Raw genomic sequence first — 26621 nt, forward strand, 5'->3', positions numbered from 1 at the left:
CGAGTAGAGGAGTTCACATGCCGGATCCCGTCACCGCCACCATCGACGTACCAGGCGCAGTCCTCACGTACGACGTACGCGGGGACCTCACCACAACCGAGCAGCCGGTGCTGCTGATGATCGGTTCCCCGATGGGCGCGAGCGGCTTCCCCACCCTCGCGTCGCATTTCACCGACCGGACGGTGGTGACCTACGACCCGCGCGGCGTCGAGCGCAGCAAGCGCACCGACGACGGCGGTGAACTCTCCCCGAACGACCACGCCGGGGATCTCGCCGCGCTGATCGAGGCACTGGGGACGGGTCCGGTCGACCTGTTCGCGAGCAGCGGCGGTGCGGTGAACGCGCTCGCGTTGATGGCGCAACGGCCTGAGCTCGTACGCCGGTTGGTCGCCCACGAGCCGCCGCTGGCCAGCCTGGTCTCCGATCACGAGAACGCGCTCAAGGTGGTCGAGGACATGTACCAGACCTACCAGCGCGACGGGATGGGCGCTGGGATGGCCAAGTTCATCGCCTTCGTCAGCTATGCCGGTGAGATCCCGGCCGACTACACCGAGCAGCCGGCCCCTGACCCGGCGATGTTCGGCCTGCCGACCACCGACGACGGTTCCCGCGACGACGCTCTGCTCGGGCAGAACCTGCGCGGCTGTACGTCGTACCAGCCGGACCTCGAGGCACTGAGCAAGGTCAAGGACAAGATCGTGATCGGCAGCGGCGAGGAGTCCGAAGGGCAGCTCGCCCGCCGCGGTGGCGAGGCGATCGCCGAGCGGCTCGGGCTCACGCCGGTGCTGTTCCCGAGCAACCACGGCGGCTTCCTCGGCGACGAGTACGGCCAGCCCGGCAAACCGGCCGAGTTCGCCGTCACCCTCCGTGAGGCCCTGGCGAACTAGCAGGGCTGGGAATGCCCGGGACCGGACATCTGGTTAGCTTGAGGTATGACTGACAAGCCTGAGATCGACTTTCCGGACGGCCCGCCGCCGGCGGATCTGGAGATCACCGACATCACCGAGGGCGACGGCGACGAGGCCAAGGCCGGCTCCCGCGTCAACGTGCACTACGTGGGCGTGGCCCACTCGACCGGTGAGGAGTTCGACGCCTCCTACAACCGCGGTGCCCCGCTGGCCTTCCAGCTCGGCGTCGGACAGGTCATCCAGGGCTGGGACACCGGCGTCCAGGGGATGAAGGTCGGCGGCCGGCGCAAGCTGGTCATCCCGCCGCACCTGGGCTACGGCGACCGCGGCGCAGGCGCAGCGATCAAGCCCGGCGAGACCCTGATCTTCGTGGTCGACCTGATCAGCGTCAGCTGACCAACCTCCAACCAGGAAGCCCCCGGCTGCGTCACAATGACGCAGACCGGGGGTTTTCCAGTAGATCTACTCATCCGCGAGGCGGCCCGGGCAGCTTCACTGGAGGTATGACGACGATGACGGCCCCCGTGACCGCCAGGCCGGCAGTGATCCGGTACGCCGCCCTCGCGGCGAAGCTGGCCTTGCTCCTGTTGTTGCTCTCGGCCCTCATCTGGCCCGATCTGAGCGGCATCAAAGGCAAGGCCTCGACCGCCCGGCTGGTCGTCTATCCGATCGGGGCGCTCGTGCTGCCGCTCTGGTGGTTCGCCTACGGCCGCGCGAAGAGCAAGCTGCACCAGGCGTTCCCGTGGCCGGCCGACCTGCTGATGACGCTGCCCTGGCTGGTCGACCTGATCGGCAACCGGCTGAACCTCTTCGACACCATCACCTGGTGGGACGACGCGATGCACTTCCTCCTCTGGGCGTTCCTGACCGCCGGCGTACTGACCGCCTTCGCACCGCGCTCGCTCAGCCGCGCCCTGACCGTCTTCGTCGCCCTCGGCTTCGGCGCCACCGCCGCCGTGATCTGGGAGCTCGGCGAGTACGTCGCCTTCGTCCGGCACTCCCCCGAGCTCCAGACCGCCTACACCGACACCCTCGGCGATCTGGCCCTCGGCAGCCTCGGCGCCCTCCTGGCCGGCCTGGTCATCTACCAGGTCAGGCCTGCGCGAAGTGGTCGATAACCACTGCCGATAGGACAGCGGAGCACGACCAAGAACCTTCCGTACGACGCCTGTCCCCGAAGACCTTCCGTGCCTCGTCCAACCCTACCCGACCGCAGGGCTGCTTGCATCGTGGACCAGCAGCGTCGCCGCACCACCGCCGTCGGCAGGCACCGACCACACGTCGGACGCATCGCCGTCGCGCCGCAACGAGTAGAGAATCGTCGAGTCGTCCCGCCACAGAGGCTGGTCGTCGACACTCCGGGTCTCGGCCAACCGAGTCACCCGTCGCGTCGCCAGATCGACCACGGCCAGACGCCAAACACCCTCGGAAACCTTTTGTTTGAAAGCGATCCGGCGACCATCCGGCGAGAGCGACGGACATTCGACGTTCTCCAGAATCGCCTCGCCGCGATACTCACGGTAGTCCGCCTCAACGAGATAGGTCTTCCCCTTACTACCAAGGGTCGCATAGAAACGGTTGCCGTCAGCACCGAAGGTGATCCCCCAGAAGTTGACGTCGCGGGCGTAGTACCGCTTCCCGTGCACGAAGACCGCCAGCTCCTCGATCGTCTTCACCAGCCGCCCGGTCTGCACCTCGTACAGGCCGCTACGGGTGGAGAACCCGGTCGCGGAATAGGAATCTCCGCTCACGAACAATGTCCAGTAGACGATCCGCCCGTCCGGCGACACGCGCGCCCGGCTCGGCGTACCAGGCAACGACTCCTGGTGCCGGACCGACAGATCCGGACCAAGCACGAGCATGTCCGTCACCGGCGGCAACGAACCTTGCTGCACCCGAAGACAGATCGCCGTACTGCGGGCGGCTGCATAGCGATCACACCGCAGATCTCCGACCTTCCGCGCCGCGGTCGGTTCGCCTCGGGGAACCGCGGCCAGCTTGCCGAAATCTGGGCCCTTGGCAACATTCCGGAAGAACAAAGTGTGCCCGTCCAGCGGCAGCGGTTGCCCCGTGACCACCGCGACCGCGTTGACGTCCGGCCCACCTCCGCGCGCCGACACGACGTACGTGACCGCCACCCCCGCGAAGACGACGAAGCCGGCCAGTCCGATCAGTACCTTCTTCATCCTCTTGCCTCCCAGGGTTTGACGACAGCGGCCGCGATCGTGACGGCCAGCAGCAGCCCGGACGTCACGAGCAAGGAGGGACCGAGATCCCACAAGGTCCAGGCGAGACCGAAGAGCACCGCCGACGCCATCCGCGCCAGCGCCTGACCGGTCTGCAGCAGGGCAAGACCGCTCGCTCTCAGGCCTTCGGGAAGTAGCGGGCCGGCAGCGGCGGGTAGCACTCCGTCGGTGGCTGCGTAGAACGTGCCGTGCAGAGCGAGCGCACCGACGGCCGGCCAGACCCCACCGACCGGCCCGCACACCAGTACCAGGCAGACGACCAACGCGAGATGCCCGCCGACGAAGACCCTCCAGCGGCCGACTCGATCAGCGAGCCGGCCGAGCGGAACAGCAAGCAGGAGGAAAACACCCGTAGTACCCAGCGGCAACAACGGAAACAATGTGCTGCTGATGTCCCAACGACGCTGCAAAGCCAAGTAAACAAAGGAATCCGTGATCGTCACCAGGCCGAGCAGAGCCGCCCAGCCGCACATCCGGCGGAAACTTTTCCGTCCCAGCAAGGAAAACATCGCCCGCAACGGAATCCCCGTCGCCCGGTGTTTCCGGACCTTGTCGCGCACCGCCACCAGCAACAGCAGCACGCCGAACCCGGCGATACAGAAGCTGGTCACGAAGACGGAGCTGTAGTCGCCGAGACTGACCCACAGCACCCCCATAGCGACCAGCGGACCGAGAAACGCACCGGCCGTGTCCAGCGTCCGATGGACGCCGAACGACCGGCCGAGCGTCTCCGGCCTGCTGCTCAACGAGATCAGGGCATCCCGAGGGGCGGTCCGGATGCCCTTCCCCGCCCGGTCCACGGCCAGCACGGCACCGATCCCGGCCACCGACGAACCGGCCAGGATCAGCCCGAGCTTGCAGATCGCGGACAATCCATAGCCGACGCCGGCGACGGTCTTGAGCCGGTGCCAGCGATCGGCCGCGTAGCCGCCGACGAGCCGCAGGACAGCAGTCGCACCGGCGTACAGGCCGTCCAGAAGCCCGAACTGCAAGGGATTCAGGCCGAGACCGAGGACCAGGTAGAGCGGGAGAACAGCGGTGACCATCTCCGAGGAGATGTCGGTGACGAGGCTGACCAGGCCGAGGGCGACGACATTGCCGGAGACCCGGCGCCAGCGGAGCCCGGTACTGCGGTCGGATGGGCGCGTGGCCGGGCCACCGCTGTCGGCGGCCCGGCTTGTAGCGAGATACATGTCAGTGGCAGGTGTAGGTCGGGCTGCTGTCGAGCACCGTGTTGTCGGTCCCGATCAGTTGCTCGGTGAAGGTGGTGTCCGTCATCGAGAGCTTCAGCACGCCGTTCTTGTCGTGGATCAGCTTGGCCGTGGCCGGGTGGGCCGCATGCACCGGGTAGAAGCTGGCGCCGCCGGTGCCACCGATGATCTGGACCGGACCGTTCGGGTCCTTCGCGCCGCTGCCGTTCTGCGGCAGGAAGCGCTCGTAGTGGTGATCGTGACCGTTCAGGACCAGGTCGACCTTGGCGTCGACCAGCGTCTGCCAGAGCTGGGCGGCGTCGGGGTTGTCGCCATGGTCACCCGAGCTGAAGCGCGGGTGATGGTAGTAGGCGGCGATGCAGCCCTTGGTGTTGGCGGCGAGGTCCTGCTTCAGCCATGCGAGCTGCGGCGGGTCCGCGGCCGGCGTACCTTCCTCCTTCACGAAGTCGTTGGAGTCCAGCGCGATGAAGTGCCAGTTGCCGCGTTCCCAGCTGTAGTAGTTCTTGCCCTGCGGCGTCGCGATCGACCCGAAGTACTTGTGGTAGCCGTCGAACGGAATGTCGTCGTACGTCTCGTGGTTGCCCGGGATCGGCTTGGTGATGCTCTTGAACTTGCCCCAGGTCTTGTCGTAGTAGTTCTGGAAGTCCGAGAGATGCGCGTCGTCGTACTGGTTGTCGCCCATCGTGATCACGTTGGCCGGATTCATCGCCTGCACCAGCGCGGCCGTCTTCGGATGCGCGCAGCTGGAGCTCGACGCAGTGCACTGCTCGGCGATGTCACCGGCGGCTGCGATGACGAACGGATTGCCGCCGCCACCCCCGGTCGGCGTCTGCACGGTCACCTCGTTGCTCGCAGCCGAGACGTTCCCGGCCAGATCGCGTGCCTTTACCGTGTACTTGTACGTCGTACTCGCGCTCAGACCGGTGTCGGTGTACGGCGACTGGACGACGTTGGCGATCAGGGCGCCGTCGCGGAATACGTCGTACGAGCTGACGCCGACGTTGTCGGTCGAGGCGGTCCAGTTGAGGGTCGAGGTGGTCGCCGTGACCCCGGAGGCGGCCAGCCCGGTCGGTGCGGTGGGCGCCTGGGTGTCGCCGGTCGAGTCCGCGGTCCCGTAGACCTCCAACTCCCACAGGGAATAGCCGTAGCTGGTGCCACGCTTCGTGCCGACCAGGCGGACGAACCGGCCGTGCCCGGTCAGGCCGGTCAGGTCGTCGGTCGCACCGTTGCCACCGACAACACTCTTGATGGTGGTGAAGGTGGAGCCGTCGTCGGAGGTCTCGATCCGGTAGTCCTTCCCGTACGCCGCCTCCCAGTTCAGCTTGACGCGATGGACGGCCGAGGCCTGACCGAGGTCGACCCGGATCCACTGCGGATCCGAACCTTCCGCGCTGGCCCAGCGGGTGGTCGTACTCCCGTCGACGGCACGGTCGCCGCTCAGGGAGCTGGTCTCGGTGCTGGAGACCAGCACGGGCTTCTGCCGGGACAGCAGCGAATCGGTCACTGCTTCGGCACTGGAATTCAGCCCGATCCCGGCCACTATCGCGGCGGCGAGGAACGGTGGTAGCGCGAGGAACAACCGGCGGTTTCGAGGCATCAGCACTCCTGAGGGGCGATCGGGAGTATTTTTGTCAGGCGGGTTTACCTGACATCAACTGACAGGAAAGTTAACTAACAATTCCTGGAGCGTCAATGCCTCGTTGGTTGACGCTGGTTGTTGAGCGCTTGACGTCCCGACGGACAGGTAGTGCACCTCGAAACGCTGTACACCCGCCGCAGATTCACGCTCAGGTGCACTAGTTGCGGCCCACTATTACCTGTCCATTGGCACAGCTCACCGATCAACAGGCCGGCAAATCCCGTTCACAGCCGAACTGGCAGCAAGCGCCTTCGCAGCCAGGTTTTTGGGCGCGGCGGACTCGGGCGAGGTGGTGTCGGTGCGGTGGGAGTGGCGGCCGAGGGGGACGACCATCGGCGTACCGGCGACCGGGTCCGGGATCACCTTGACCGGCAGGCCGAAGACGTCCTGGACGAGTTGTTCGGTGATCACCTCGTCGGGGTTGCCTTCGGCAACGATCGCGCCGTCCTTCATCGCGATCAGGTGGTCACCGAACCGGCACGCCTGGTTCAGGTCGTGCAGCACCAGCACGATGGTCCGGCCGTCGCGCTTGTTCAGGTCGACGAGCAGGTCGAGCACCTCGAACTGGTGGGTCAGGTCGAGGAAGGTGGTCGGCTCGTCGAGCAGCAGGATGCCGGTCTCCTGGGCGAGCGCCATCGCGATCCAGACCCGCTGGCGCTGACCGCCGGAGAGTTCGTCGATCGGCCGGTCGGCGATCTCCAGCACGTCGGTGGACGTCATCGCGTCCGCGATCGCCGCATCGTCGGCCGACGTCCACTGCCGGATCCAGCCCTGCCGCGGATACCGCCCCCGGCCGACCAGATCCGCGACCGTGATGCCCTCCGGCGCGGTCGGTGACTGAGGCAACAATCCGAGCCGGGTCGCGACCTCGCGGGTCGGGATCTGATGGATGCTCTTGCCGTCGAGCAGCACGGTTCCCCTGCTGGGCTTGAGCAGCCGGGCCAGCGTCTTGAGCAGTGTGGACTTGCCGCAAGCGTTGGCGCCGACGATCACCGAGATCTTGCCGGCCGGGATCCGCACGGACAGGTCGTGGATGATCTCGCGCTGGTCGTAGCCGACCGCGAGGTTCTCGGCGGACAGACTGTGATCCATCGGGGTCTCCAATTCAGCCACCACTGCCCACCCGGTTGGCCCGGGCCAGCAGGAACATCAGGTACGGCGCGCCGACGACGCCGGTGATAACGCCGACCGGGAACTGGGTGTGGCCCAGGGCGTGCTGCGCGATCAGGTCGGACAGCGACACCACGAAGGCGCCGAGCAGCGCCGACGCGATCAGCGCCGGCCCCGGCGACCGGGTCAGCCGGCGCGCGATCGGTGGCGCCACGAAAGCGACGAACCCGATCGGTCCGGCCGCGGCGGTCGCCATCGCGGCCAGCAGGACACCGACCACGATCAGCCCCAGCCGCGAAAGCTCCACCCGCAGACCCAGCCCGTACGCCGTCTCGTCGCCCAGCTGGAGGATCCGCAACCGGTGCACCAGGAAGACCAGGACCGGACTGAGGACGGCTAGCGTGATCAACAGTTGCCAGACCTGGGACCAATCCCGTCCGTTCAGGCTGCCGGTCAGCCAGATCAGTGCCTGCTGGGCGATCTCGACCCGCGCCTTGGTCAGCAGGTACGACGTGAGGCTGGTCGCCATCGCACCGATGCCGATCCCGACCAGGATCAACCGGTAGCTGGAGACGCCCTGCTTCCAGGCCAGCAGGTACATGATGATCGCCGTCAGCAGTGCTCCGACGATCGCGAGCGCGGCCACCGCGGTGCCGGTCAGACCGAGGGTGACGATCGCGAACACGGCGAACGCGCTCGCGCCGTACGTGACGCCGATGATGTCCGGACTGGCCAGCGGATTGCGCGCGATGCTCTGGAAGATCGCCCCGGACAACCCGAGCGCGAGGCCGACCAGTACGCCGGTCAGCGCGCGCGGCAGCCGGAGCTTGTTGACGATGAACTCGGTCGCGCGGTCGCCGCCACCGAACAAGGTCTTCACCACGTCGATCACCGGGATCTTGAAGTCCCCGAGCGACAGCGAGACGCAGAAGATCACGAACACCACCGCGGCGAGGACGGCGATCACGACCACCGACCGGACCCGCCGGGCAGCCCGGGCATGCGCAATCACCTGAGCCGGTGAGTTCTGGGTCGTCGCCGTGGCCATCAGAGATCCGCCAGCTTGCGGCGGCGTACCAGGGCGATGAAGAAGGGAGCACCGATCGCCGCGGTGACGATGCCGACCTGGAGCTCGCCCGGCTGGGCGACGACGCGGCCGATCACATCCGAGGCGAGCAGCAGGATCGGTGACAGCAGCATCGAGTACGGCAGGATCCAGCGGTAGTCGGGCCCCGTCACCAGCCGCGCGACATGCGGGATGGTCAACCCGACGAAACCGATCGGTCCCGCCGCGGCGGTGGCGGCACCACAGAGCAGCACGACCGTGACCGCGGTGAAGATCCGCGCCACCCCGACCCGCTGGCCGAGCGACCGGGCCACGTCGTCACCGAGCGACAGCGCATTGAGCACGCGACCCGAGACCAGCGCGAGCACGATGCCGACCAAGATGAACGGCGCGACCTGGCCGACGATGTCGGAACCACGGCCGGCCAGCGAACCGACCGCCCAGAACCGGAACTGGTCGAAGGTGTTGACGTCCCCGATCAGCAACGCGGTGGTGAGCGAACCGAGCATCGCCGTCAGCGCGGCCCCGGCGAGCGCAAGCTTGACCGGCGTCGCGCCCTCGCGGCCGAGGGAACCGAGCGCGTAGACCGCGAACGAGGCGGCCGCCGCGCCCGCGAAGGCCAGCCAGACGTACGCCGTGAGGCTGGTCAGGCCGAACCAATAGATGCCCGCGACAACGAAAAGCGCCGCGCCGCCGTTCACGCCGAGGATGCCCGGATCGGCCAGCGGGTTCCGCGTCACGCCCTGCATCAGCGCTCCGGACAGCCCGAGCGCGGCGCCTACCAGCAGACCGATCAGGGTGCGCGGCACTCTGAGCGAGTGCACGATCACCTGATCGGTGTTGGACGAGTCGTAGTGCCGGATGGCGTCGAAGACGGTGGACAGCGCGATCTGCTTGGAGCCCACGGCGACGCTCAGCAGACAGACCGCGAACAGCAGCCCGGCGCAGCCGACCAGCCCGAGGAGCAGGGCGGTGCGGCGGGAGCGGTGCCGGGGCACCACGGCGGTCGCCGGCCGGGTGGCGGCGGCTGCGGACGGCGAGGGCATTGGATTTATATATCCTCTTAGGTAAGGCTAACCTCTAGATGCCACAGGATAACCCGCACGCCATCGGGTCGCACCTGAGGTCCCTGCTTTGTCAGTACTTACATCGGAGAACCGGTATGACGACACTGCTCGAGCGCCCGATCGCGTTCGACTCGGTCCTCGCCACCGTGGCGTCGATCGAGGACCTCAGCCCGCACCTGCGCCGGGTGACCTTCGTGGCGCCCCGGCTCGCCGAGGTGGTCATCGCCGGACCGGATCAACGGATCAAGGTCCTGCTCTCCCCGCCGGACGGCGGCGAACTCCGGCTGCCGGTCGGCCCCGAGTGGTACGCGCACTGGTGCTCGATGCCGGCCGAGGAGCGCTTCATCATGCGCACCTACACGGTCCGGGCGCTGCGTCCCGCGGTCGCCGAGCTCGACATCGAGTTCGTCCTGCACGGTGTGAACGGCCCCGCCTCGGCCTGGGTGAGCGACGCCCAGCCGGGTGACGAGGTCGGCCTGATCGTGCCGTTCTCGGTCGACACCACCAGCATCAAGGGAATGCTGAACTCGGGCGTCGACTACGTGCCGCCTGCGGAAAGCGTCAGCCGAGTCCTGGTCGCCGATGAGACCGCGTTGCCCGCGCTGGCCGGGATTATCGAGCAGCTGCCGCCCGGCGTACGGGCCGCCGTCTTCGTCGAGGTTCCCGATGCCAAGGACATCCGGCCGCTGCCGAGCCCGGGCGAGGTGGACGTCACCTGGATCACGCGCGGCGACGGATCATTGCCTGAGGCCCTTAAAGCCGCAAGCCTGCCGTTCGATGTGGACTATGCCTGGGTGGCCGGTGAATCCGGCATGATCAAGCAGGTCCGCCGGCATCTCGTCAGCACCATCGGAATGCCCAAGGCCGCCGTCTCCTTCCAGGGCTACTGGAAGCGCGGCGAACCTCAGATCTGAGTCGCCCGGAGAACCCACCAGCGGCTCTCCGGGCAACGGGTCGGTCAGCTCGGGTTCTCCGCGTGGGTGAGCGTCTCCCAAGCGACGAACAGGTTGTTCGAACCAGCCGGACGCCTGGACTCGGTCAGGGCCTGGGTGTTGGCCATCGCGATGCCGAGCCGGGTGTGCAGTGCGTTGTAGCCGACCTCGGTGATCGGGCCGAGGCCGCGGTTGACGCTGCCACCGCAGAGCCAGGACGGGACCGGCTCCAGATTCCGCTCCCAGCGGGACTGGAAGCCGAGCGCCTGCCGCAGCCGTTCGCCGTACTGCGGGTACATGTCGATGCCCTGGATCCGGCCGGTCTCCAGGACGTGCGAGATCGCCGAGATGCCGTAACCGGTGTGCACGAAATCGCGACAGGTCTCCTGGGTCAGCCCGGTGACGAACGTCCCCTGGCCCTGCCAGTAGCTGACGATCTTGTCGCGGGTGTTCAGGTTCTGGCTCGGCACCGTCTTCGGCAGCGCGCCGTCCGACTCCAGATACACGTACGCCGGCGCCCGGTAGCTGAACAGCGAGATCGCCTTGTCGTAGATCGTCTTGTCCTCGAGGAAGACACCGATCCCCTGCAGCGCCTCGATGATCGTCAACTCCCAGTTCCCGTTGGAGTTCGAGCCGTTGATGATCTCGGGAACGTAGACGTTGCGCAGCATCGTGGCGAACCGGCCGGCGTTCGGCCAGTTGCCGTAGACGTGCTTGATGATCTCGGCGGCCTTCGGCCATGACGATGCCGCCCAGCCGGTCTGCAGCGGCGCGTTGCTGTTGGTGTGGTCCCGGATCGTGTTCGACCAGGCGTCCATCAGCGCGATCGCCTTCTGCGCGTAGCGGTCGTCACGGGTGATGTACCAGATCACGGCATCGGTGTACGCCGCGATCGCGTCCTCGCGTTCGTTCGTGCAGCCGTAGTTCGGCTGGGAGTACGGGCCGCACTCGACGGTGGCGCGCGGGGTCGGCGTTCGGCTCAGCGACGCGTAGTTGCTGCCCTTCGCCTGGTTGTAGGCGTTCGTCCACGGCTGGGCGCCGGCCTGCACCTTGGCCCGAACGAAGTCCAGCTGCGCGCGGCTGACGCCGACACCCGGGTGAGTGAAGGTGGCCGGCGCCAGCGGGGCATTGACTGCGACAGGGGCCTGAACGGCGGTCTGCTGGGCGGCGCTGGCCGGATTACTGAGGGCACCAGCGATCACGGCAGCGCACACTGCGGCGATCGCGGGGACCAGGACTTTCTTTCTCATGGGCGGATGTCCTTGTGTTGGGGGCGGTCGACTCCTCGATTCCCCCCGCATACCGAAGAGTCTTTTCGGAAGTTTGACGACGGAGCAGGGAGCCGTCAATATCCCAGCACCAGGATTTCCTGCTGGAACAAAGTAAAGATTTGTCCCATCCGCAATGGAACAAAGCGAGGTTCTGTCCCATGAGAAGACGCGCATTCCTGAGTCTCGGAACCGCTGCTCTGGCCGCCCCGGCACTACCCTCCGTAGCCTCCACCGCCGCCTCGGCTGTCCTTCCCTCCAAGGCCCAGATCACCACCCTGGTACGCCGGGTGGCCGACCAATGGATCGCCACCCACCCCGATCCCGGGGACAACGGCTGGGCCCGGTCCACCTTCTTCTCGGGCCTGATGGCGGCCTACCGATTGACCAACGAGAAACGCTATCTCGACTACACCAGGAGCTGGGCCGAGAAAGCGTCGTACGGAATTCCTGGTGGGGTCACCACCCGGCATGCCGACAATCACAATTGCATTCAGGCTTATGTCGATCTTTACGAAGTGGAACCGTCCGCGAACAAGTTGTCGGCGGCAATCGACACCTTGCACCGGATGGTCGCCGGCTCGAAGATCGACGACTGGTGGTGGGACGACGCGCTGCACATGGCGATGCCGTCGTTCGCCCGGATCGGCCGCCTCCAAGGCGATCCGGCGTACGCGACGAAGCTCTACCAGCTCTACAACCACACCAAGCGAACCCGCGGTCTCTGGGTCGCGTCCAGCGGGCTCTGGTACCGCGACGACCGGTTCCTGCCCGGCAAAATCGTCTCGCCGAACGGCAAGCCGGTGCTCTGGTCACGCGGCAACGGCTGGGTCGCGGCAGCCCATGCGAAGACGCTGAAGGCGCTTGCCACGAATCACCAGAACGCCGCCGAATACCGCGATACGTTGACCCAGTTGATCGGTGCGCTGCGGCCGATCCAGCGGTCCGACGGATTCTGGAACGTCAACCTCGGTGATCCGCAGCACCTGCCGGGTCCGGAGACCAGCGGCACGGCGTTCTTCGCCTTCGCCACGGCGTACGCGATCAGGACCGGCCTGGTGGCGGCTTCGGCGTACCAGCCGATGGCCGCGCGGGCCTGGAACGGGATGGTCGCGACGGCGGTCCACACCGACGGCTTCCTCGGCTACGTCCAGAAGGTCGGCGACCGGCCCGAATCGAGCCAGCCGATCACCTACGACTCCACCGCCGACTTCGGCGTCGGCGGCTTCCTCCTCGCCGGCTCCGAACTAGCGGGCCTGGCCGGCTAGCTCCGGGGCGCGGACTCCGGCCGCGTCCAGCAGGGTCTCGGCCATCCTGATCCCGACCCCGCCGAGCGCCTGGGCCCGTACGACGGCCCGGGCGCTCGCGCCGTCGAAGGCCATCGTCAGCTGGATCGCCATACCCTCGGGGTCATCGGCGCCCGCGGCCACCAGCTCGCCGAGGAAGAAATCAGTCAGCCGCTGCTTGAAGTGCCGGGCGACGACGCTGCCCGGGTGCTCCGGGTTCTTCAACTCCAGCGCCGTACTGACGAACGGGCAGCCCTGGAACTCCTGACCGGCCGTCGCCCGGTCCAGGTTGCGGAAGACCGCCAGGATCCGCTCCCGCGGCGTATCCCCGTCCTCGACGCCCGGCTCCAGCGTCTGCTGATAGGCCGGCCCCACATTGGCGAGGCTCTCGGCGATCAGTTCGTCCTTCGAGCGGAACAGCTGGTACATCGACTTCTTCGAGACGCCGGCCGCCTTGCAGAGCGCGTCCACGCCGATGTTCACGCCGTCTCGGTAGAAGAGTTCGCCCGCGGCGTCCAGCAGCCGCTCGCGGGGTGTCGCCTGGGTGTTCATGAGATCGAGCGTACCGGCTGGGTTTGCGTTTGGAAACCGATCGGTTTAGTCTGTGGAAACAGATCGGTTTCCATCATCTCACCCCTGGAGCATGCAATGACCACCCTCGAAGGCGCCGTCGTCCTCGTCACCGGCGGCAACCGCGGCCTCGGCAAGGCGTTCGTCGAAGACCTGCTGACCCGCGGCGCGAAGAAGGTCTACGCCACCGCCCGCAAGCCCGAGCCGAGCACCGACCCGCGCGTCGTCACACTGCCGCTGGAGGTCACCGACCCGGCCTCGATCGACGCCTTGGTCGCCGCGGCCCCCGACGTCACCGTGCTGATCAACAACGCCGGGATCACCGGTGGCCGCAGCCTGCTCGAGTCGCCGGAGGACGAGATTCGTAGCGTGTTCGAGGTGAACCTGTTCGGCCCGCTGAACATCGTGCGCGCCTTCGCGCCGGTGATCGAGCGCAACGGCGGCGGACACATCCTGAACATGCACTCGGTGCTGTCCTGGATAAGCTTCGGCGGCGCCTACCCGGCCAGCAAGGCAGCACTCTGGAGCGTCAGCAACGGACTGCGACTGGAACTGCTCGGCCGCGGCATCGGCGTCACCGGCCTTCACGTCGGCTACGTCGACACGGACATGACCGCCAGTGTCACCGACCCGAAGTCCAAGCCGGAAGACATCGCCAAGCAGGCCCTGGACGGGATCGAGTCCGGTGCCCACGAGGTGATCGCTGACGAGGTCAGCAGGAACGTCAAGAGCGGCCTCTCCGCCGACCTCACCGCACTCTACCCGCAGCTCAACGGCTAAGCAGCCTTGGGATTCCAGGCGGTCAGGGTGATCTTGCCGGTGGTACCGATGTCGACGTACTCCGGCCAGATCACCGGCGCGACTCCCTTGCGCCAGGAGATCGCGAAGTACGAACCCTTGTTGTTGTCGCCGTAGGTCACAGTGTTGCTCCAGGCAACTGTCGCCAGGACCGCGTTGCCCTTCGCGAGGCGGATCCTGCTCGGCCCTGGATCGGTCGCCAGATAGGAAGATCCGTGGGCGACCGTCAGCTTGAACGCTTTGCGCTTCTCATTCAGTACGGCGACTTCGGGGTAGCCCTCGACCGTGAGGGTCTTCGACCCGCAGTTGGTCAGCGTGACGGTGACGGCCCGGTGCCCGAGAGCGGGATCGACAACGCTGACCGTGACGGCCGCCCCGGAGGGTGGACAGGTCGTCGGAGTCAGCGTCGGGATCGGCGTGACGGTCTGCCGTGCCGGCGGCGGAATCTCGTACTCCGACGAACGCGGCGCCGCCTCGGTCCCGCAGCCGGCCACCAGCAAAAGCAGCGCTCCGAGCGACACCCTCCAGATCATCAGTCGAACCTATGCCGCCACAGGGTCGGTCTGGCCGTCGGTTTGCCTGAGGAGTAGCTGACAGTTGTTTCGGCGACACGCCGTAGTCATCTTTTCGTAGAGAGTTTGCATAAACTTCTGCGAGTGATCGATGTCGTCGCGGTGGTGCGTCCGGAAGATGTTGTGGCCGGCTTCTTGTCGGTCCTCGACCCCGGGCGCGAGGTCCACCTCGTCGTCGCCGATCGCGGCGTCTATCTGAAGATGCCGGGGGGAGTGCCGTTGGCGGGGCGGCTGGCGGCACTCTCCACACTCTTGCAAGGTGATGGCGCCGGGGCGAAGCCGTTCTCGCCGGGCGCCGCGGCGGATGCGATCGCGCTGGAGACGGGCGATGTAGCCGCCACGATCTGGACACATAATCCGGCCGACGCACGGGAACGCCGGCGCCGGTGGGGCTACGAGCTGGCCGGCCTGGTCCGTGCGCCGGTGCTGCACGCGGTCGGTGATGCCGAGCGGTTCCAGTGGACGACCGATCTTCATCGGCCGCTGGATCCGCCGTTGGTCGAGGCCAAGCTGGATTTCGTCAACCTGTACTGCGCTGAGTTGCTGCAGCTCGACGCCGGAGACGATGACGCATTGCCCACGCACCGAATCCCTGCTGTGGAACGATTTTTCAGCTCCACGCCGGACGAACGAGGCCGGCTGTTCGCGGCCGGCAGTGGGGATGCGGATCCCTGGGAGCTGAGGACCTCGCAGTACGAGCTGGAACGGCTGGACGCAACGGCCGCCTGGGTGCGAGCGCAGCTGGATCCGGCGGCAGGGCACGTGATCGAGGTCGGCGCCTGCGAAGGTGCGTTGACACGACGGTTGCTCGAGGCGGAGTACACCGTTGATGCGACCGAGCCGAATCCCTTGTACTTGGAGCGTTTGCGCTTGCTCGGTCCGGGCGCCGGTGAGCTGCGGGTTCATCCGCACAGCTTCGAGGAGCTCGGTACGACGCGGCGGCTGACCGGATCGGCGTACCTGCTGATCGAGCTCCTGTACGGCGGGCAGGACCTCGGACTGCTCAGCCGTTTCCCGACCGACCGATTGTTCGTCGCGCTCGAACCGACTGCGCTGGAGCGACTCGTCTGGCCGATCGCCTGGTCGGTCGAGGAGGAGGTGGACCTGGTCCTCCCCCGCGTCGAACCGATCGCCGGCGGCCGCGCCTACCTCCGCAAACCCGGCAGCCGCGGCCTGCTACTCCGCCGCCGATAGATAGAGGTCTCGGTCTCGGGTGTATTCCATCGAGGCCGCGATGCGGTCGGCTGTCTCGGCGGAGAACTCGCGTTCGACGATGTGCAGCGCCAGGTCGATACCGGCGGTGATCCCGCCCGCGGTGACGAGGGTGCCGTCGTCGACGACCCGGTTCTTCTTCAGGTCCGCACCGAACGCCTCCAGCTCCGCCCACGCGTTCCGGTTGGTGGTCGTCGGGCGGCCCTTCACCAAGCCGGCTTCGGCGAGCAGCATCGCGCCGGTGCAGACCGAGCCGATCCACGCCAGGCTCGGCGCGAGTTCCGCGATCTTGCCCGGCATGACCCCGCGGCGGGCTTCGGCCCAGGCGCCCCGCTCGGCCCGGTTCATCCAGCCGCCGCCGGGGACGAACAAAGCGTCCGGCGTACCGAGGCCCTCCGGCGCCTTGAACCGCAGCCCGTTCATCCCCTCGACCTCGACCGGCCCGTCCAGACCGACCAACGCCAACTCCAGCTCCGTACGCCGGGACGCCGAGCTCCACACCTCGAACGGCCCCATCACGTCCATCTCGTCCACACCGTCGAACACCAGAATCTCGATCCGCATGGCACCTAGCCAACAGGACCGGCTTCGCTCTGGACAGTGACTGAGAAGACGGCTATCGACAGATTCCGGCCAGGACCGCTGGGCGCGCCGATCTGACCGCTCGGCGCATACTGCTCGACGAAGCGTGATCGGTTCGCTACCCATGGTGGAGACATCCCGCCCTCCGGAGGTCCGCCATGCCTCGTCCTGCGCCCGTCCGCGCACACCTCGGGTCGATCGTCACCATCGTCACCACGGTCAGTGCGACCGCCGCCGCCCTCACCGCTGTGGTCACTCCTGCCGCTGCCGCTCCCGACGCCTCCACCTCGTGCGACGCGGCCGCCACCGGCTTCATCCCAGTCCTGCAACTCGACCTGCCCGAGCGGGCCAACTACCTGAACACCACACCGCCGTACAGCCTCGACCGCACCGCCGATGTCGGTTCGAACTTCGACCGCGTCGGCTACTGCCTCGAGCTGAACGGTCCCGACGGACCGCAGTGGGTGTGGACCGCGATGGAGCCGTTCACCGACGACGCTCGGAGGCTCGGACTGCCGACGCATCCAGGTGAGCTGGTCCGGCAACGTGTCGGTGACCTCGATGTCCAGTCGAATGTGCCGGGCGTGACGACCGGGACAGGCCAGACCGGCTACCTGGAGATGTGGCCGAACCAGTACCAGGAGAGCGCCAGCACCCAGGTCGCGAACGCCTCGCCGATCACCTACGACGCTGACGACAACCCCACCTCGAACCTTGGCTACGGCTCGTTCCAGGTCTCGCAGATCGGTGCCGCCCGGCCGTCGAACGTCGCCGCCAAGCAGGTTTTCTCGGTCAATACTTTTACCGAGTCAACCAACAGCGTGCTGTCGCTCGGCATCGGCACCAATCTGGCCGGTCAGCCCGACTGGACCTTCGCCAACAACGCGAGCCGCTACACACAGCGCACGCTGACGGCTTTCGTCCGGCCGTCATTGGTCACCTTGACCGAGTCACCCCAAGACAGGCAGCTCGTACCGCGAGACAGCACCGGAGGCGCCGTCGTACCGGTTGCCGGCCGAATCACCGATCCGCGAATCCGACGAGTCCAGCTCCGAGTGATCGGCGACGGCCGGACACAGACCTTCACCTCCTCCGGCGACACCTTCCGCTTCACACCACGCATCACAGCTGGGCTGCACGAGTACACGTTCGAGCTGCGTGCTTCCGGGAGCGGGATCGATCGCATGGTGGCTCGTCGCGAGGGCGTGGTGTCGGGCGACGTGTACGTAGTACAAGGTCAGTCGAACTCCGAGGCAGCGAAGTACAACGGTGCTGCCAACGGCGAGGAATCGCCTTATCTGCGGAGCCTCGGGACCTCGACTTCCGATCCCGCGATCTCCGGCGCCGACCGGGTCTGGAACTACGCCACCGGTGACGTGACTGTGCAGCCGGGTTCAGTGGGCCAGTGGGCGATCCGGATGGGCCGCCGTCTCGTCGACACGTACAAGGTTCCAGTGGCTCTCTTCAACGGCGCGCACGGTGGTCAGCCGATCGCATTCTTCCAGCGCAACGACGCCAACCCTGACGACCTGGCTACCAACTACGGCCGGCTCCGGCAGCGACTGGAAGCGGCCGGTGTGATCAGCCACGTGCGTGGAGTGCTCTTCTACCAAGGCGAATCCGACAACGACAACGCGGCGGTTCACGTTGCCGGCTTCACGTCACTGATCGAGGACTGGCGCTCCGACTTCGGCACCAGCACGCGGTACTACGTCTACCAAGTCCGGACCTCGCCTTGTGGCAACACCACGGCCATGAACCTTCGTGAGGCGCAGCGTGAGTTCGGAGACACGCTAGGCGTCACCCTGCTTTCCACGAACGGGTTGTCGGGCCACGACCGTTGCCACTACGCGTACCTCGGCGGCTACCGAGACATGGGCGACCACACGTTCGCAGTACTGGCCAGAGACCTGTACGGCGGTCCGTCGGCGGGCGTGGCTCCGCCGAACCCGTCCGGTGTGACGGCGAGCGGGTCGCAACTCGTAGTACAGCTGCGGTCTGCTGACCCCCTCACTGTGGACTCCGGAGCTGCTGCGGACTTCCGGCTGGAAGGCTCGACAGTCACTGTCAGCTCGGTGGCGTACCAAGCAGGCGGCAGGCTCGTACTGACGCTGTCAGGCCCAGCTGCTGGCGCGACGGGACTCGTGTACCAGGGCCACCTCGGTGCGGGTCCGTGGATCAGCAACCCGATCGGTACCGGATTGCTGGCCTTCCGGCTGCCCTTGACTCCTTGACGACGGAGGCGGCCGGTGCCCACCGCCCCAGGGCACCGGCCGCAGTGCTGAAATCGTCCGAACGCAGTAGGTCACGGACTGCGCGGGTGGGCTTGCGCCGACGTACCTTAGATTCCATGTCAGTGACAGGGGGCCGTCCTACCGCACCGGTAGACGTGGATGCCGCCACCGTGATGGACGAGCAGATCGGGCCGTACAAGCTGGTCCGCCGGCTCGGCCAGGGCGGTATGGGGGTCGTGTACCTGGCCGAAGGCCCGGTGCACAAAGAGGTGGCGTTGAAGGTCCTGCGGCCGCACGTCGCCCACGACCCGACCGCTCGCGCGCGCCTGGAACGCGAGGCGACCACGCTGCAGAAGGTCAACCACCCTGGTGTCGCCGGCATCCTCGACCACGACCTACGCAACGACAGGCCCTACCTGGTCACCCGCTTCATCCCTGGCCGTCCACTGGACGAGCAGGTGGACGACCGCGGTCCGCTGACTCCGCAGCGCTGGCTCCCACTCGCCGGCTGCCTCGCCGAGTCCCTGCAGGCGATCCACCAGGCTGGTGTGATCCACCGCGACCTGAAGCCGGGCAACGTGATGATGCTCAACGGCAAGCCGGTGATGATCGACTTCGGTATCGCCCAGGCCGCCGATGACCTCCGGCTCACCCAGACCGGCCTGGTGATCGGTACGCCGGGCTACCTCGCACCGGAGCTGATCGAAGGCGAGATGGTCTCCGAGTCCGCTGACTGGTGGGGCTGGGCCGCCACTGTCGCGTACGCCGCCACTGGCCGGCGCCCGTTCGGCAAGGGACCGTTCGAGGTCGTGCTGCATCGCGTACACACCGGCAAGGCCGACCTGGAAGGCCTCGACCCGCGCCTGAAGCCGCTGCTCGCCGCAGCACTCTCACCGGATCGCCGGGACCGCCCGACCCAGCTCGAGATCATGACCGGCCTCAACCGGTACGCCGAGGGCCGGGACGCACTGATCCCCGATCCCGCAAGCACGCCGGACTCCCAGGAAACCGCTCAGGTCAACCCACCTACCGCGTTGATGACCCGGGTGATGCCGGCAGACGCCACTGCTGTCGCCGGCCACGACCCAGCCGAGGTCGCCAACCTGGTGCCGGCGGTCATTCCACCGTTGTCCGCCTTCGCCCCACTGCGCGACAAGGTCCGAGACGTAGCTGCCCAGCACAAGGCGAAGGCAGCTGCTGCTCCGGTGCACCCTGCCAACTACAGCCCGGCTCCGAACGCCGCTGCTCCAGCAGCGATGCCCCTGCCGTACCAGCCTGCCTACCCGCAGCCGTTCTACCAACCTCAGCCACAGCCGCAACCGACGTACCGGCCTGCGCCGTACCAAGGCCAGCCAGTAGCTTCGGCAAAACCTCCCAGCGACGCCGCTGCGCCAGCGAACCAGCAAGCAGCTCGCTCTTTCCTGCTGGTGTCGCTGATGCTGGCCCTGGCCGGCCTGATGGCGCTCTACCCGATGCTCGGCCTGGTTGTCACCGCACTGCTCGTCGCGTTCGCCAGAACCGTCGACCGTGCCAGCACGGCCCTGATGCGCCGCCGCCAGGTGCGCGGCGGCAAGGGCAAGTCAGACGGCGTCATCGCCATCGCCGCCAGCCCGGTCCACCTGCTGGCAGCATCGATGACCACCTTGTTCTGCCTGATCCTGCCGGTGATCGTGGGCTTCATCGTCGGTGGCAGCGTGACAGCGATGGCCGCCAGCGCGCGAGGACTGGACTGGGAGCCGCTGTCCGCGATCGGCTTCGGTACCGGCGGCGTCGCCGGCCTCATCGCCCTCTGGTGGGGTCCCGGCGGCAGCTCCCTGCGGCGCGGAGCCAAGGTCGGTCTCCGCTCGGCGATCCGGCCGGCCTGGCTCAGCCTGCTGGTCGCCGTACTCCTGCTGGTCGGCGCTGTAGCCGCCTTCATCGGAGCCTCCAACGGCTCCGGTTCGACCTGGGCTCGCGAAACCATCCACGTCCCGTCGGTCTCGGCACTCACCGACGTCCGCGGCTATCCGCTGATCCGCGACATCCCCTATATCGGCCACAACTGACACCACCCCCGGGAAACCCCGGAGGTGGTGTGCAGCATCAGATCCGGTTGTCGAGAATCACCATCTGAGAACGCTCCGGGCCGACCCCGACCGCGGAGATCGGGGCGCCACTGATCGCCTCGACCGCCTTGACGTAGGTCTGCGCGTTCTTCGGCAGGTCCTCGAAGGTCCGGCAGCCGGTGATGTCCTCGTCCCAGCCGTCGAACTCCTCGTAAACAGGCGTCGCGTGGTGGAAGTCGGTCTGCGTCATCGGCATCTCGTCGTGCCGGACCCCGTTCACGTCGTACGCGACGCAGACCGGGATCTTGTCGCGGCCGGTCAACGTGTCCAGCTTGGTCAGCACGAAGTCGCTCACCCCGTTCACCCGCGCGGCGTACCGGGCGATCACCGCGTCGTACCAGCCGCAACGCCGCGGCCGACCGGTCGTCGTCCCGAACTCGAAGCCCTGCTGACGCAGCCATTCACCGTCCGCGTCCAGCAGCTCGGTCGGGAACGGACCCTCGCCGACCCGGGTGGTGTACGCCTTGATGACGGCCATCACCCGGTCGATCCGGGTCGGCGGGATGCCGGACCCGGTGCACGCGCCGGCCGAGATCGCGTTCGACGAGGTGACGAACGGGTAGGTGCCGTGGTCGACGTCGAGCAGCGTCGCCTGGCCGGCCTCCATCAAGACGGTCTTGCCCGCGTCCAGTGCCCGGCCGAGCAGCAGCGGTGTGTCCGCGACCATCGGGCGCAGACGTTCGGCGTACCCGAGCAGTTCCTCCATCACCTCGGCGATCTCGACCGCGCGGCGGTTGTAGACCTTCACCAGCAGCTGGTTCTTCTGCTCCAGCGCGCCGGTGACCTTCTGCTCGAGGATCTTCTCGTCGTACAGGTCCTGCACCCGGATGCCGATCCGGTTCATCTTGTCCGCGTACGTCGGGCCGATGCCGCGCCCGGTGGTGCCGATCTTGCGGCTGCCGAGGAACCGCTCGGCCACCTTGTCCAACGTCCGGTTGTACGGCGGGATCAAGTGCGCGCTGGCACTCACCACCAGCCGGCTGGTGTCGACGCCGCGGGCCTCGAGGGCATCCAGCTCCTCGAACAGCACGCTGAGGTCGACTACCACCCCGTTGCCGATCACCGGGATCACCCCGGGGGTCAAGATCCCGCTCGGCAGCAGGTGCAGCGCGTACTTCTCGGTGCCGATCACCACCGTGTGGCCGGCGTTGTTGCCGCCGTTGAACTTCACCACGTAGTCGATCTCGGCTCCGGTGTTGCCGAGCAGGTCGGTCGCCTTGCCTTTGCCCTCATCGCCCCACTGGGCGCCGACGAGCACGATTGCGGGCATCTCAGCCCTCCTCTTGGCCGCTGATCTCTTGGCCGCTTGAGAAAACGGTGAAGCCCGGACGCGTTCATCGAGAGTTCACTCGGTGAGGCTTCCAGGCTCTTGCGACAGGAGTCTACCGGAACTGCGTATTACCACGCCGAAGGCAGACGTGACGGGCGACACGTGACAGTGTGGGGTCACGAAGCACGCAATTCGTCACGACGGCTTGCAGTTTTCCGTGATCACGTGCACACTCTTAGTCAGCGGCCCGCCGAAACTGCCGCAGGGGACGGTTCCGGCGGGCCGCTGACCTGCGTCCAGGCCCTATTTCTCGGCCAGATAGATCGCGTACGGCGGGTTGGCGCCGGCCGCTTCGGTCGGCTCGAAGCAGCGGATGTTCCCGAAGCCGGCCGACCGCAGGAACCCGTGCTGCGCCTCCTTCGGCCAGCGCGCCTCGCTGATCATCATCGGCGCCGGCCCGTCCGGATGGAGCTCGAGCATCGCGTACCGGGCTCCCGGCCGCAGCGTCCGGTGGATCTCGGCGAGAATCGTCCGGACCCGTTCCACCTCGGGGATCCAGACGTAGAGGAAGCAGGAGATCGCCGCGTCGACGGAGTTCTCCGAGACGTCGACCCGGCCGTCGTCGCCGATCATCTGGTACGAGATCTTCGGATGCAGCCGGCGTTCCTCGGCGACCTTCAGCATCCCCGGCGACGGGTCGGCCGCGATCACCGACATCCCGTGCTCGCGAACCATCCGGATCGCCGTCCGGCCGGTCCCGCAGCCGTAGTCCAGCACGGTCCGGACCCCCGGTTCGGCCAGCCGGAGCTGCTCGAACATCACCGGGTGGGCCAGCGTCCGCTCCCGGATCGGGTCGTAGGTCTCGTAGCTGTCGGCCACGTCCGACCTGGACCAGTCAGTGATCATGATTCCCCCGAACCGCTGCCCGGACCACCGCGGTCACGGGCCTGCGGACGAGAATACTGACGGCGTACCGGACCCTGACCGGCTTTGCCTCAAAGGGAATTACTCCAGGCCCTCCGGGTTGGTGGCCAGCCACTCCTTGATCCGCCGGTCGGCCTCTTCGCGGGAGACGTCCTCGACCTTCGTCATGATCGCCCAGCGGTGACCGAACGGGTCGATCACGGTGCCGAACCGGTCACCGGTCATGAACGTCTGGACCGGCTCGACCTGGCGCGCCCCGGCCTCGATCGCCCGGGCGAAGGTCGCGTCCACATCCGGCGTGTAGTGCACGAGCGACGAGTGCACCCACTCGCCGTTCGGAGCCCGCAGCCCGAGCTGCGGCATCTCGTCGCTCAGTTGCAGCATCGAGTTCCCGAACTTCAGTTCCGCCTGGCCGACCCGGCCGTCCGGCATGTCCTGCCTGCTGATCACCTCGGCCCCGAAGACCTGCTGATAGAACTCGATGGCCTTCGGACCGTCGCTGACCGCGAGGTACGGCGTGAGGGAGTGGTAGCCGTCGGGGATCGGGTTCACCTGGTTCGTCGTCATGGCTGTCAGTCTTCGCGACCGGCCCTCGCCGGGTCTTGTAAGAACGCGACAGCCCTGGTCAGACGACGCGCTGGGGCTTGAACTGCATCCGCGGATCGGCATACGCGTCCTGGGACTCGACAAGCTGCAACTCGCGCTCGCCCGACTCGTGCGTGCGGGTGAGCAGGTCGAAAACGCTCGAGGTCGTCCGGGCGAGAGCGTCCGCGAGATCGCCCGTACGCCGGTAGTGCGCCGTGAAGAGCGCGGCGGTCACGTCGCCCGAACCGTTCGCCTTCATCGGGATGTGCGGCGTCTGCACTAGCCACGCACCGCTGTCATCGACGGCGAGCATCTCGATCGTGCCGTCCTCGCGGTCGGGGCGCTCGACGCTGGTGACGAGCACCGTGCGCGGCCCGGTCGCGCGGACCAGCTCCACCGACTTGAGTGTGGACTCCAAAGTGTCCGGCTCGGTGTTGGTCAGGAAGCCCAGCTCGAATTGGTTCGGGGTGATGATGTCGGCGGCCGGCACCACCCGGTCGCGCAGCAGCACCGGGATGGCCGGCGCGACGAAGCAGCCGGACTTCGCGTTCCCCATCACCGGGTCGCAGGAGTACACCGCCGCGGGATTTGCCGCCTTCACCCGCTTCACCGTCTCCAGGATCACGTCGGCGATCCCCTCGCCACCCTGGTAGCCGGAAAGAACCACGTCGATCTGCGGAAGGACGCCGCGGTCCTCGATGCCGAGGAGAACCTCGCGGACGTCGTCCGGGCTGATCATCGGCCCACGCCAGGCGCCGTACCCGGTGTGGTTCGAGAAGTTCACCGTGTACACCGGCAGCACCTCGACACCGATCCGCTGGAGCGGGAAGACGGCCGCCGAATTGCCCACGTGACCATAAGCGACCGCGGACTGGATCGAGAGAATCTTCACCGGCCGATCATCGCACCGCCGTCTTCGCCGGATTGTCGGCGGGCTGTCATAGGTTTGCCGTGTGCCAAGTGAACCGACCGACAGCGAACTGTCTGTCAACAGCGAGAAGGGGATCCTGCATCCCCGCGAGCAGGCCCGGCACCGCAGCCTGAACCGGCTCGCCGCCGGACCGGGGATCGACCGGTTCGTCGAGTGGTACTGGATGGTCGAGTGGGATCTCCGCGAGCCGTATCTGGCCGAGATCCTGCCCTACCCGAGCGTGAACGTCACCTTCGAGCAGCCGGGCGGCGCGTTCGTGAACGGGGTCTGCACCCGCAAGTGGGAGCGCGAGCTGACCGGTCGTGGCCGGTGCTTCGGGGTGAAGTTCTGGGCCGGCGGGTTCGGGGCGGTGACCGGCCTCGACGTGGGTTCGTTCCGCGACGAGGTCTGGCCGCTGCGCGACGTGTTCGCCGACGCCGACCGGCTGGCGGACCTGATCTTCGCGGAGGATTCCGACGTACGACGGCGTGCGGTCTTCGAGGCGTTCCTCTCCGACCACCTGGTCGCCGCCGACCCGCAGTACGAGCTGGTCCGGACCGTCATCGCCGCGATGAGCGAGGACCGCACACTGACCCGCGTCGACCAGGTCACCGAACGCTTCAACCTCCCGATCCGCAAACTCCAGCGCCTGTTCCGCCGCTACGTCGGCGTCGGCCCGAAGTGGGTTCTCCGCCGCTACCGGCTGCACGACGGCGCCGACCTCCTCGCCGGCGGCCAAACCGCCGAACTAGCAGACCTGGCCGTCGCCCTCGGTTACTTCGACCAGGCCCACTTCTCCCACGAGTTCAAAGAACAGATCGGTCTGACCCCCGCCGACTACGCAGCCAGAGCCCAAGCCGAACGCCAATCCTCCTACCGGTGAGTCCTGGCAACCACTACTGCCAGAGCTGTAGCCAACAGAGTGGCAGCTAGAGCCAGCGCGAAACCTTGATGAGGCCCGTGAGCATCCACCGCCCGCCCAGCGATAGCAGCACCGAGAGCTATCCCGGCCGCGCTGCCGGAGTTCAGCCAGGTGAAGGCTTGAGTCAGTACGGCGGGCTCTACCTCCGACTCGGCGAGCACTGACGAGAGGACCTGGATCGGCGCAAGCGCAAGACCCGGCAAAGTCAGTGCAAGAGCCAATGCCAGCGGCGAATCCACAACCAGCAAGGGCACGCAGGTAACGGCCAGCACAGCCATCGCTGCGACGAACTGAACTCTTGCCTGGAGTCGCCAACGTCTGGCTCCGTAGGCGATTCCCGCGGCCAGGCTGATCAGGCTGGTGATGCTGTAGAGCGGCCCTGCCAGTAATGCAGAGCCTCTGCCGACAGCGAAGGCCGTCACCGACACCTGCATGCTGCCGAAGAACAAGCCGACCCCGACGTTGGTACCGACCAGCGCAAGGAAGCCCTTGCGTAGCAGGCGATTTGAGCCCTCCTGCGAACCAGCTGCCGCCGACGGTGGCGCAGTACTGCGTTGTGCGGCGAGCGTGAAGCCCCCGCCCAGCACCAAGCTCGTGGCCAACCCAGAGCCTGCCACCGGGGACACCAGAGCGCTCACAGTCCCGATCAACGCTGGGCCGACCAGGAAAGCCATGCCGGTGCCGAGTGATTCAAGGGCGAAGGCCGATGAGATGACTGGACTGCCTCGGAGGGCGTGGGACCAGCGGGCGGCTGTTTGGGCGCCTACTTGGGGTAGGGATCCCCCGGCAAGTACTCCGGCCAGGACCAGCATCCACAGGGGTGAGATGGAGAGGGTCAGGGTGATGAGTAGAGCGACAGCGGATGCGTGCAGCGACAGGGTGATCGGCAGCATGCGGCTCTGTCCGTACCTGTCGATCAGTCTGGCGACCTGCGGTCCACCGATCGCTTCCGCAACGGCGAACCCGCCAGTCACGGTCCCTGCCGCGGCGTACGAGCCTGTTGATCCGTGGACCAGCCAGACGATGCCCAGGCCGGTCATGGCGATGCCGATGCGAGCGGGTGCAGCGGCTAGATAGAACTTCCACGCTCCAGGCGTTCGCAGAGCCGCGCTGTAGCCGCTCTGCTGCCTTTCGGGCGTGCGGATCCGTCCGGAGAGAACCGGCACGGTAGTACCTTCCGCTGCCCGGCGGGGCGGTGACCTGA

Annotated in this window: 25 protein-coding genes; 10 read left to right on the forward strand and 15 right to left on the reverse strand. The window is 67.1% G+C overall.

The genetic code is table 11. The annotated features are described in order from the left end of the window. Positions 1 to 17 precede the first annotated feature (17 nt). From ABZ004_RS12190 to ABZ004_RS12200, 3 genes are all read left to right on the forward strand, one after another. Positions 18 to 887 carry an alpha/beta hydrolase gene (locus ABZ004_RS12190; RefSeq protein ID WP_355679857.1) on the forward strand — a complete coding sequence of 290 codons (870 nt, stop codon included), beginning with the start codon at positions 18 to 20 and terminating at the stop codon, positions 885 to 887. Positions 888 to 932: 45 nt separating this feature from the next. Beyond that, positions 933 to 1304 (forward strand): FKBP-type peptidyl-prolyl cis-trans isomerase, encoded by a 372-nt coding sequence (locus ABZ004_RS12195; RefSeq protein WP_355679858.1) that lies wholly within the window; start codon positions 933 to 935, stop codon positions 1302 to 1304. A gap of 107 nt (positions 1305 to 1411) precedes the next feature. Beyond that, positions 1412 to 2026, forward strand: coding sequence for a hypothetical protein (locus tag ABZ004_RS12200; RefSeq protein WP_355679859.1), 615 nt, complete (start codon positions 1412 to 1414; stop codon positions 2024 to 2026). A gap of 84 nt (positions 2027 to 2110) precedes the next feature. Here the strand turns inward: ABZ004_RS12200 and ABZ004_RS12205 are convergent, their stop codons facing one another. The 6 genes from ABZ004_RS12205 to ABZ004_RS12230 form a co-directional block, all read right to left on the reverse strand. Continuing rightward, positions 2111 to 3094 carry a hypothetical protein gene (locus ABZ004_RS12205; RefSeq protein ID WP_355679860.1) on the reverse strand — a complete coding sequence of 328 codons (984 nt, stop codon included), beginning with the start codon at positions 3092 to 3094 and terminating at the stop codon, positions 2111 to 2113. Next, positions 3091 to 4347 carry an MFS transporter gene (locus ABZ004_RS12210; protein ID WP_355679861.1) on the reverse strand — a complete coding sequence of 419 codons (1257 nt, stop codon included), beginning with the start codon at positions 4345 to 4347 and terminating at the stop codon, positions 3091 to 3093. The genes ABZ004_RS12205 and ABZ004_RS12210 overlap by 4 nt, the downstream gene beginning before the upstream one ends. Position 4348: 1 nt before the next feature. Further along, positions 4349 to 5962, reverse strand: coding sequence for a discoidin domain-containing protein (locus ABZ004_RS12215; RefSeq protein ID WP_355679862.1), 1614 nt, complete (start codon positions 5960 to 5962; stop codon positions 4349 to 4351). 237 nt (positions 5963 to 6199) lie between these two features. Then, a complete protein-coding gene (locus ABZ004_RS12220) occupies positions 6200 to 7096 on the reverse strand; it encodes an ABC transporter ATP-binding protein (RefSeq protein WP_355679863.1) in 897 nt (298 codons plus the stop codon). Positions 7097 to 7109: 13 nt separating this feature from the next. Next, positions 7110 to 8162, reverse strand: a complete 1053-nt coding sequence (locus ABZ004_RS12225) for an iron chelate uptake ABC transporter family permease subunit (protein ID WP_355679864.1) — start codon at positions 8160 to 8162, stop codon at positions 7110 to 7112. Next, positions 8162 to 9226: an iron chelate uptake ABC transporter family permease subunit gene (locus ABZ004_RS12230; protein WP_355679865.1), complete on the reverse strand. Its 1065-nt coding sequence runs from the start codon at positions 9224 to 9226 to the stop codon at positions 8162 to 8164. Before ABZ004_RS12230 ends, ABZ004_RS12225 begins: the two co-directional genes overlap by 1 nt. A 116-nt stretch (positions 9227 to 9342) precedes the next feature. On the opposite strand from ABZ004_RS12230, the gene ABZ004_RS12235 reads away from it, so the two are divergent. Then, complete coding sequence (locus ABZ004_RS12235; RefSeq protein ID WP_355679866.1) at positions 9343 to 10161, forward strand: siderophore-interacting protein; 819 nt, start codon at positions 9343 to 9345, stop codon at positions 10159 to 10161. Between the two features lie 44 nt (positions 10162 to 10205). Here ABZ004_RS12235 and ABZ004_RS12240 read toward each other — a convergent pair whose 3' ends face one another. Beyond that, positions 10206 to 11429, reverse strand: a complete 1224-nt coding sequence (locus ABZ004_RS12240; protein ID WP_355679867.1) for an alginate lyase family protein — start codon at positions 11427 to 11429, stop codon at positions 10206 to 10208. Positions 11430 to 11608: 179 nt separating this feature from the next. On the opposite strand from ABZ004_RS12240, the gene ABZ004_RS12245 reads away from it, so the two are divergent. Next, on the forward strand, positions 11609 to 12715 hold the full coding sequence (locus tag ABZ004_RS12245) for a glycoside hydrolase family 88 protein (RefSeq protein ID WP_355679868.1): 1107 nt from the start codon (positions 11609 to 11611) through the stop codon (positions 12713 to 12715). On the opposite strand, the gene ABZ004_RS12250 is transcribed toward ABZ004_RS12245, so the two are convergent. Further along, on the reverse strand, positions 12695 to 13285 hold the full coding sequence (locus ABZ004_RS12250; RefSeq protein ID WP_355679869.1) for a TetR/AcrR family transcriptional regulator: 591 nt from the start codon (positions 13283 to 13285) through the stop codon (positions 12695 to 12697). The two genes, ABZ004_RS12245 and ABZ004_RS12250, sit on opposite strands and share 21 nt — an antisense overlap. A 96-nt stretch (positions 13286 to 13381) precedes the next feature. Between ABZ004_RS12250 and ABZ004_RS12255 the strand changes: the two genes are divergently transcribed. Further along, positions 13382 to 14083 carry an SDR family oxidoreductase gene (locus ABZ004_RS12255; protein WP_355679870.1) on the forward strand — a complete coding sequence of 234 codons (702 nt, stop codon included), beginning with the start codon at positions 13382 to 13384 and terminating at the stop codon, positions 14081 to 14083. Here ABZ004_RS12255 and ABZ004_RS12260 read toward each other — a convergent pair. Continuing rightward, entirely contained in the window at positions 14080 to 14634 is a 555-nt protein-coding gene (locus ABZ004_RS12260) for a DUF4232 domain-containing protein (RefSeq protein WP_355679871.1), read from the reverse strand. The two genes, ABZ004_RS12255 and ABZ004_RS12260, sit on opposite strands and share 4 nt — an antisense overlap. Positions 14635 to 14757: 123 nt before the next feature. Here ABZ004_RS12260 and ABZ004_RS12265 point away from each other — a divergent pair, with 123 nt between their 5' ends. Continuing rightward, on the forward strand, positions 14758 to 15867 hold the full coding sequence (locus tag ABZ004_RS12265) for a hypothetical protein (RefSeq protein ID WP_355679872.1): 1110 nt from the start codon (positions 14758 to 14760) through the stop codon (positions 15865 to 15867). Here the strand turns inward: ABZ004_RS12265 and ABZ004_RS12270 are convergent. After that, the gene (locus tag ABZ004_RS12270) at positions 15850 to 16449 is read right to left on the reverse strand and encodes a DJ-1/PfpI family protein (protein ID WP_355679873.1); all 600 of its coding nucleotides are present in this window, start codon (positions 16447 to 16449) and stop codon (positions 15850 to 15852) included. The two genes, ABZ004_RS12265 and ABZ004_RS12270, sit on opposite strands and share 18 nt — an antisense overlap. A gap of 176 nt (positions 16450 to 16625) precedes the next feature. On the opposite strand from ABZ004_RS12270, the gene ABZ004_RS12275 reads away from it, so the two are divergent. Continuing rightward, positions 16626 to 18701, forward strand: a complete 2076-nt coding sequence (locus tag ABZ004_RS12275; RefSeq protein WP_355679874.1) for a sialate O-acetylesterase — start codon at positions 16626 to 16628, stop codon at positions 18699 to 18701. A gap of 116 nt (positions 18702 to 18817) precedes the next feature. Next, complete coding sequence (locus ABZ004_RS12280; RefSeq protein ID WP_355679875.1) at positions 18818 to 20746, forward strand: serine/threonine-protein kinase; 1929 nt, start codon at positions 18818 to 18820, stop codon at positions 20744 to 20746. A gap of 37 nt (positions 20747 to 20783) precedes the next feature. Here the strand turns inward: ABZ004_RS12280 and ABZ004_RS12285 are convergent, their stop codons facing one another. The 4 genes from ABZ004_RS12285 to pdxY form a co-directional block, all read right to left on the reverse strand. Then, positions 20784 to 22076, reverse strand: coding sequence for an adenylosuccinate synthase (locus ABZ004_RS12285; RefSeq protein WP_355679876.1), 1293 nt, complete (start codon positions 22074 to 22076; stop codon positions 20784 to 20786). A gap of 303 nt (positions 22077 to 22379) precedes the next feature. Continuing rightward, positions 22380 to 22982: a class I SAM-dependent methyltransferase gene (locus tag ABZ004_RS12290; RefSeq protein WP_355679877.1), complete on the reverse strand. Its 603-nt coding sequence runs from the start codon at positions 22980 to 22982 to the stop codon at positions 22380 to 22382. A 99-nt stretch (positions 22983 to 23081) separates the two neighbouring features. Continuing rightward, positions 23082 to 23567, reverse strand: coding sequence for a VOC family protein (locus ABZ004_RS12295; protein ID WP_355679878.1), 486 nt, complete (start codon positions 23565 to 23567; stop codon positions 23082 to 23084). A gap of 58 nt (positions 23568 to 23625) precedes the next feature. Continuing rightward, positions 23626 to 24477 carry a pyridoxal kinase PdxY gene (gene pdxY, locus ABZ004_RS12300; RefSeq protein ID WP_355679879.1) on the reverse strand — a complete coding sequence of 284 codons (852 nt, stop codon included), beginning with the start codon at positions 24475 to 24477 and terminating at the stop codon, positions 23626 to 23628. A gap of 61 nt (positions 24478 to 24538) precedes the next feature. Here pdxY and ABZ004_RS12305 point away from each other — a divergent pair, with 61 nt between their 5' ends. Then, on the forward strand, positions 24539 to 25378 hold the full coding sequence (locus ABZ004_RS12305) for a helix-turn-helix domain-containing protein (RefSeq protein WP_355679880.1): 840 nt from the start codon (positions 24539 to 24541) through the stop codon (positions 25376 to 25378). Here the strand turns inward: ABZ004_RS12305 and ABZ004_RS12310 are convergent. After that, positions 25369 to 26583 (reverse strand): MFS transporter, encoded by a 1215-nt coding sequence (locus ABZ004_RS12310; protein ID WP_355679881.1) that lies wholly within the window; start codon positions 26581 to 26583, stop codon positions 25369 to 25371. The two genes, ABZ004_RS12305 and ABZ004_RS12310, sit on opposite strands and share 10 nt — an antisense overlap. Between the last annotated feature and the right edge of the window lie 38 nt (positions 26584 to 26621).

It is taken from the genome of Kribbella sp. NPDC006257, assembly GCF_040613535.1.
Lineage (GTDB): Bacteria > Actinomycetota > Actinomycetes > Propionibacteriales > Kribbellaceae > Kribbella.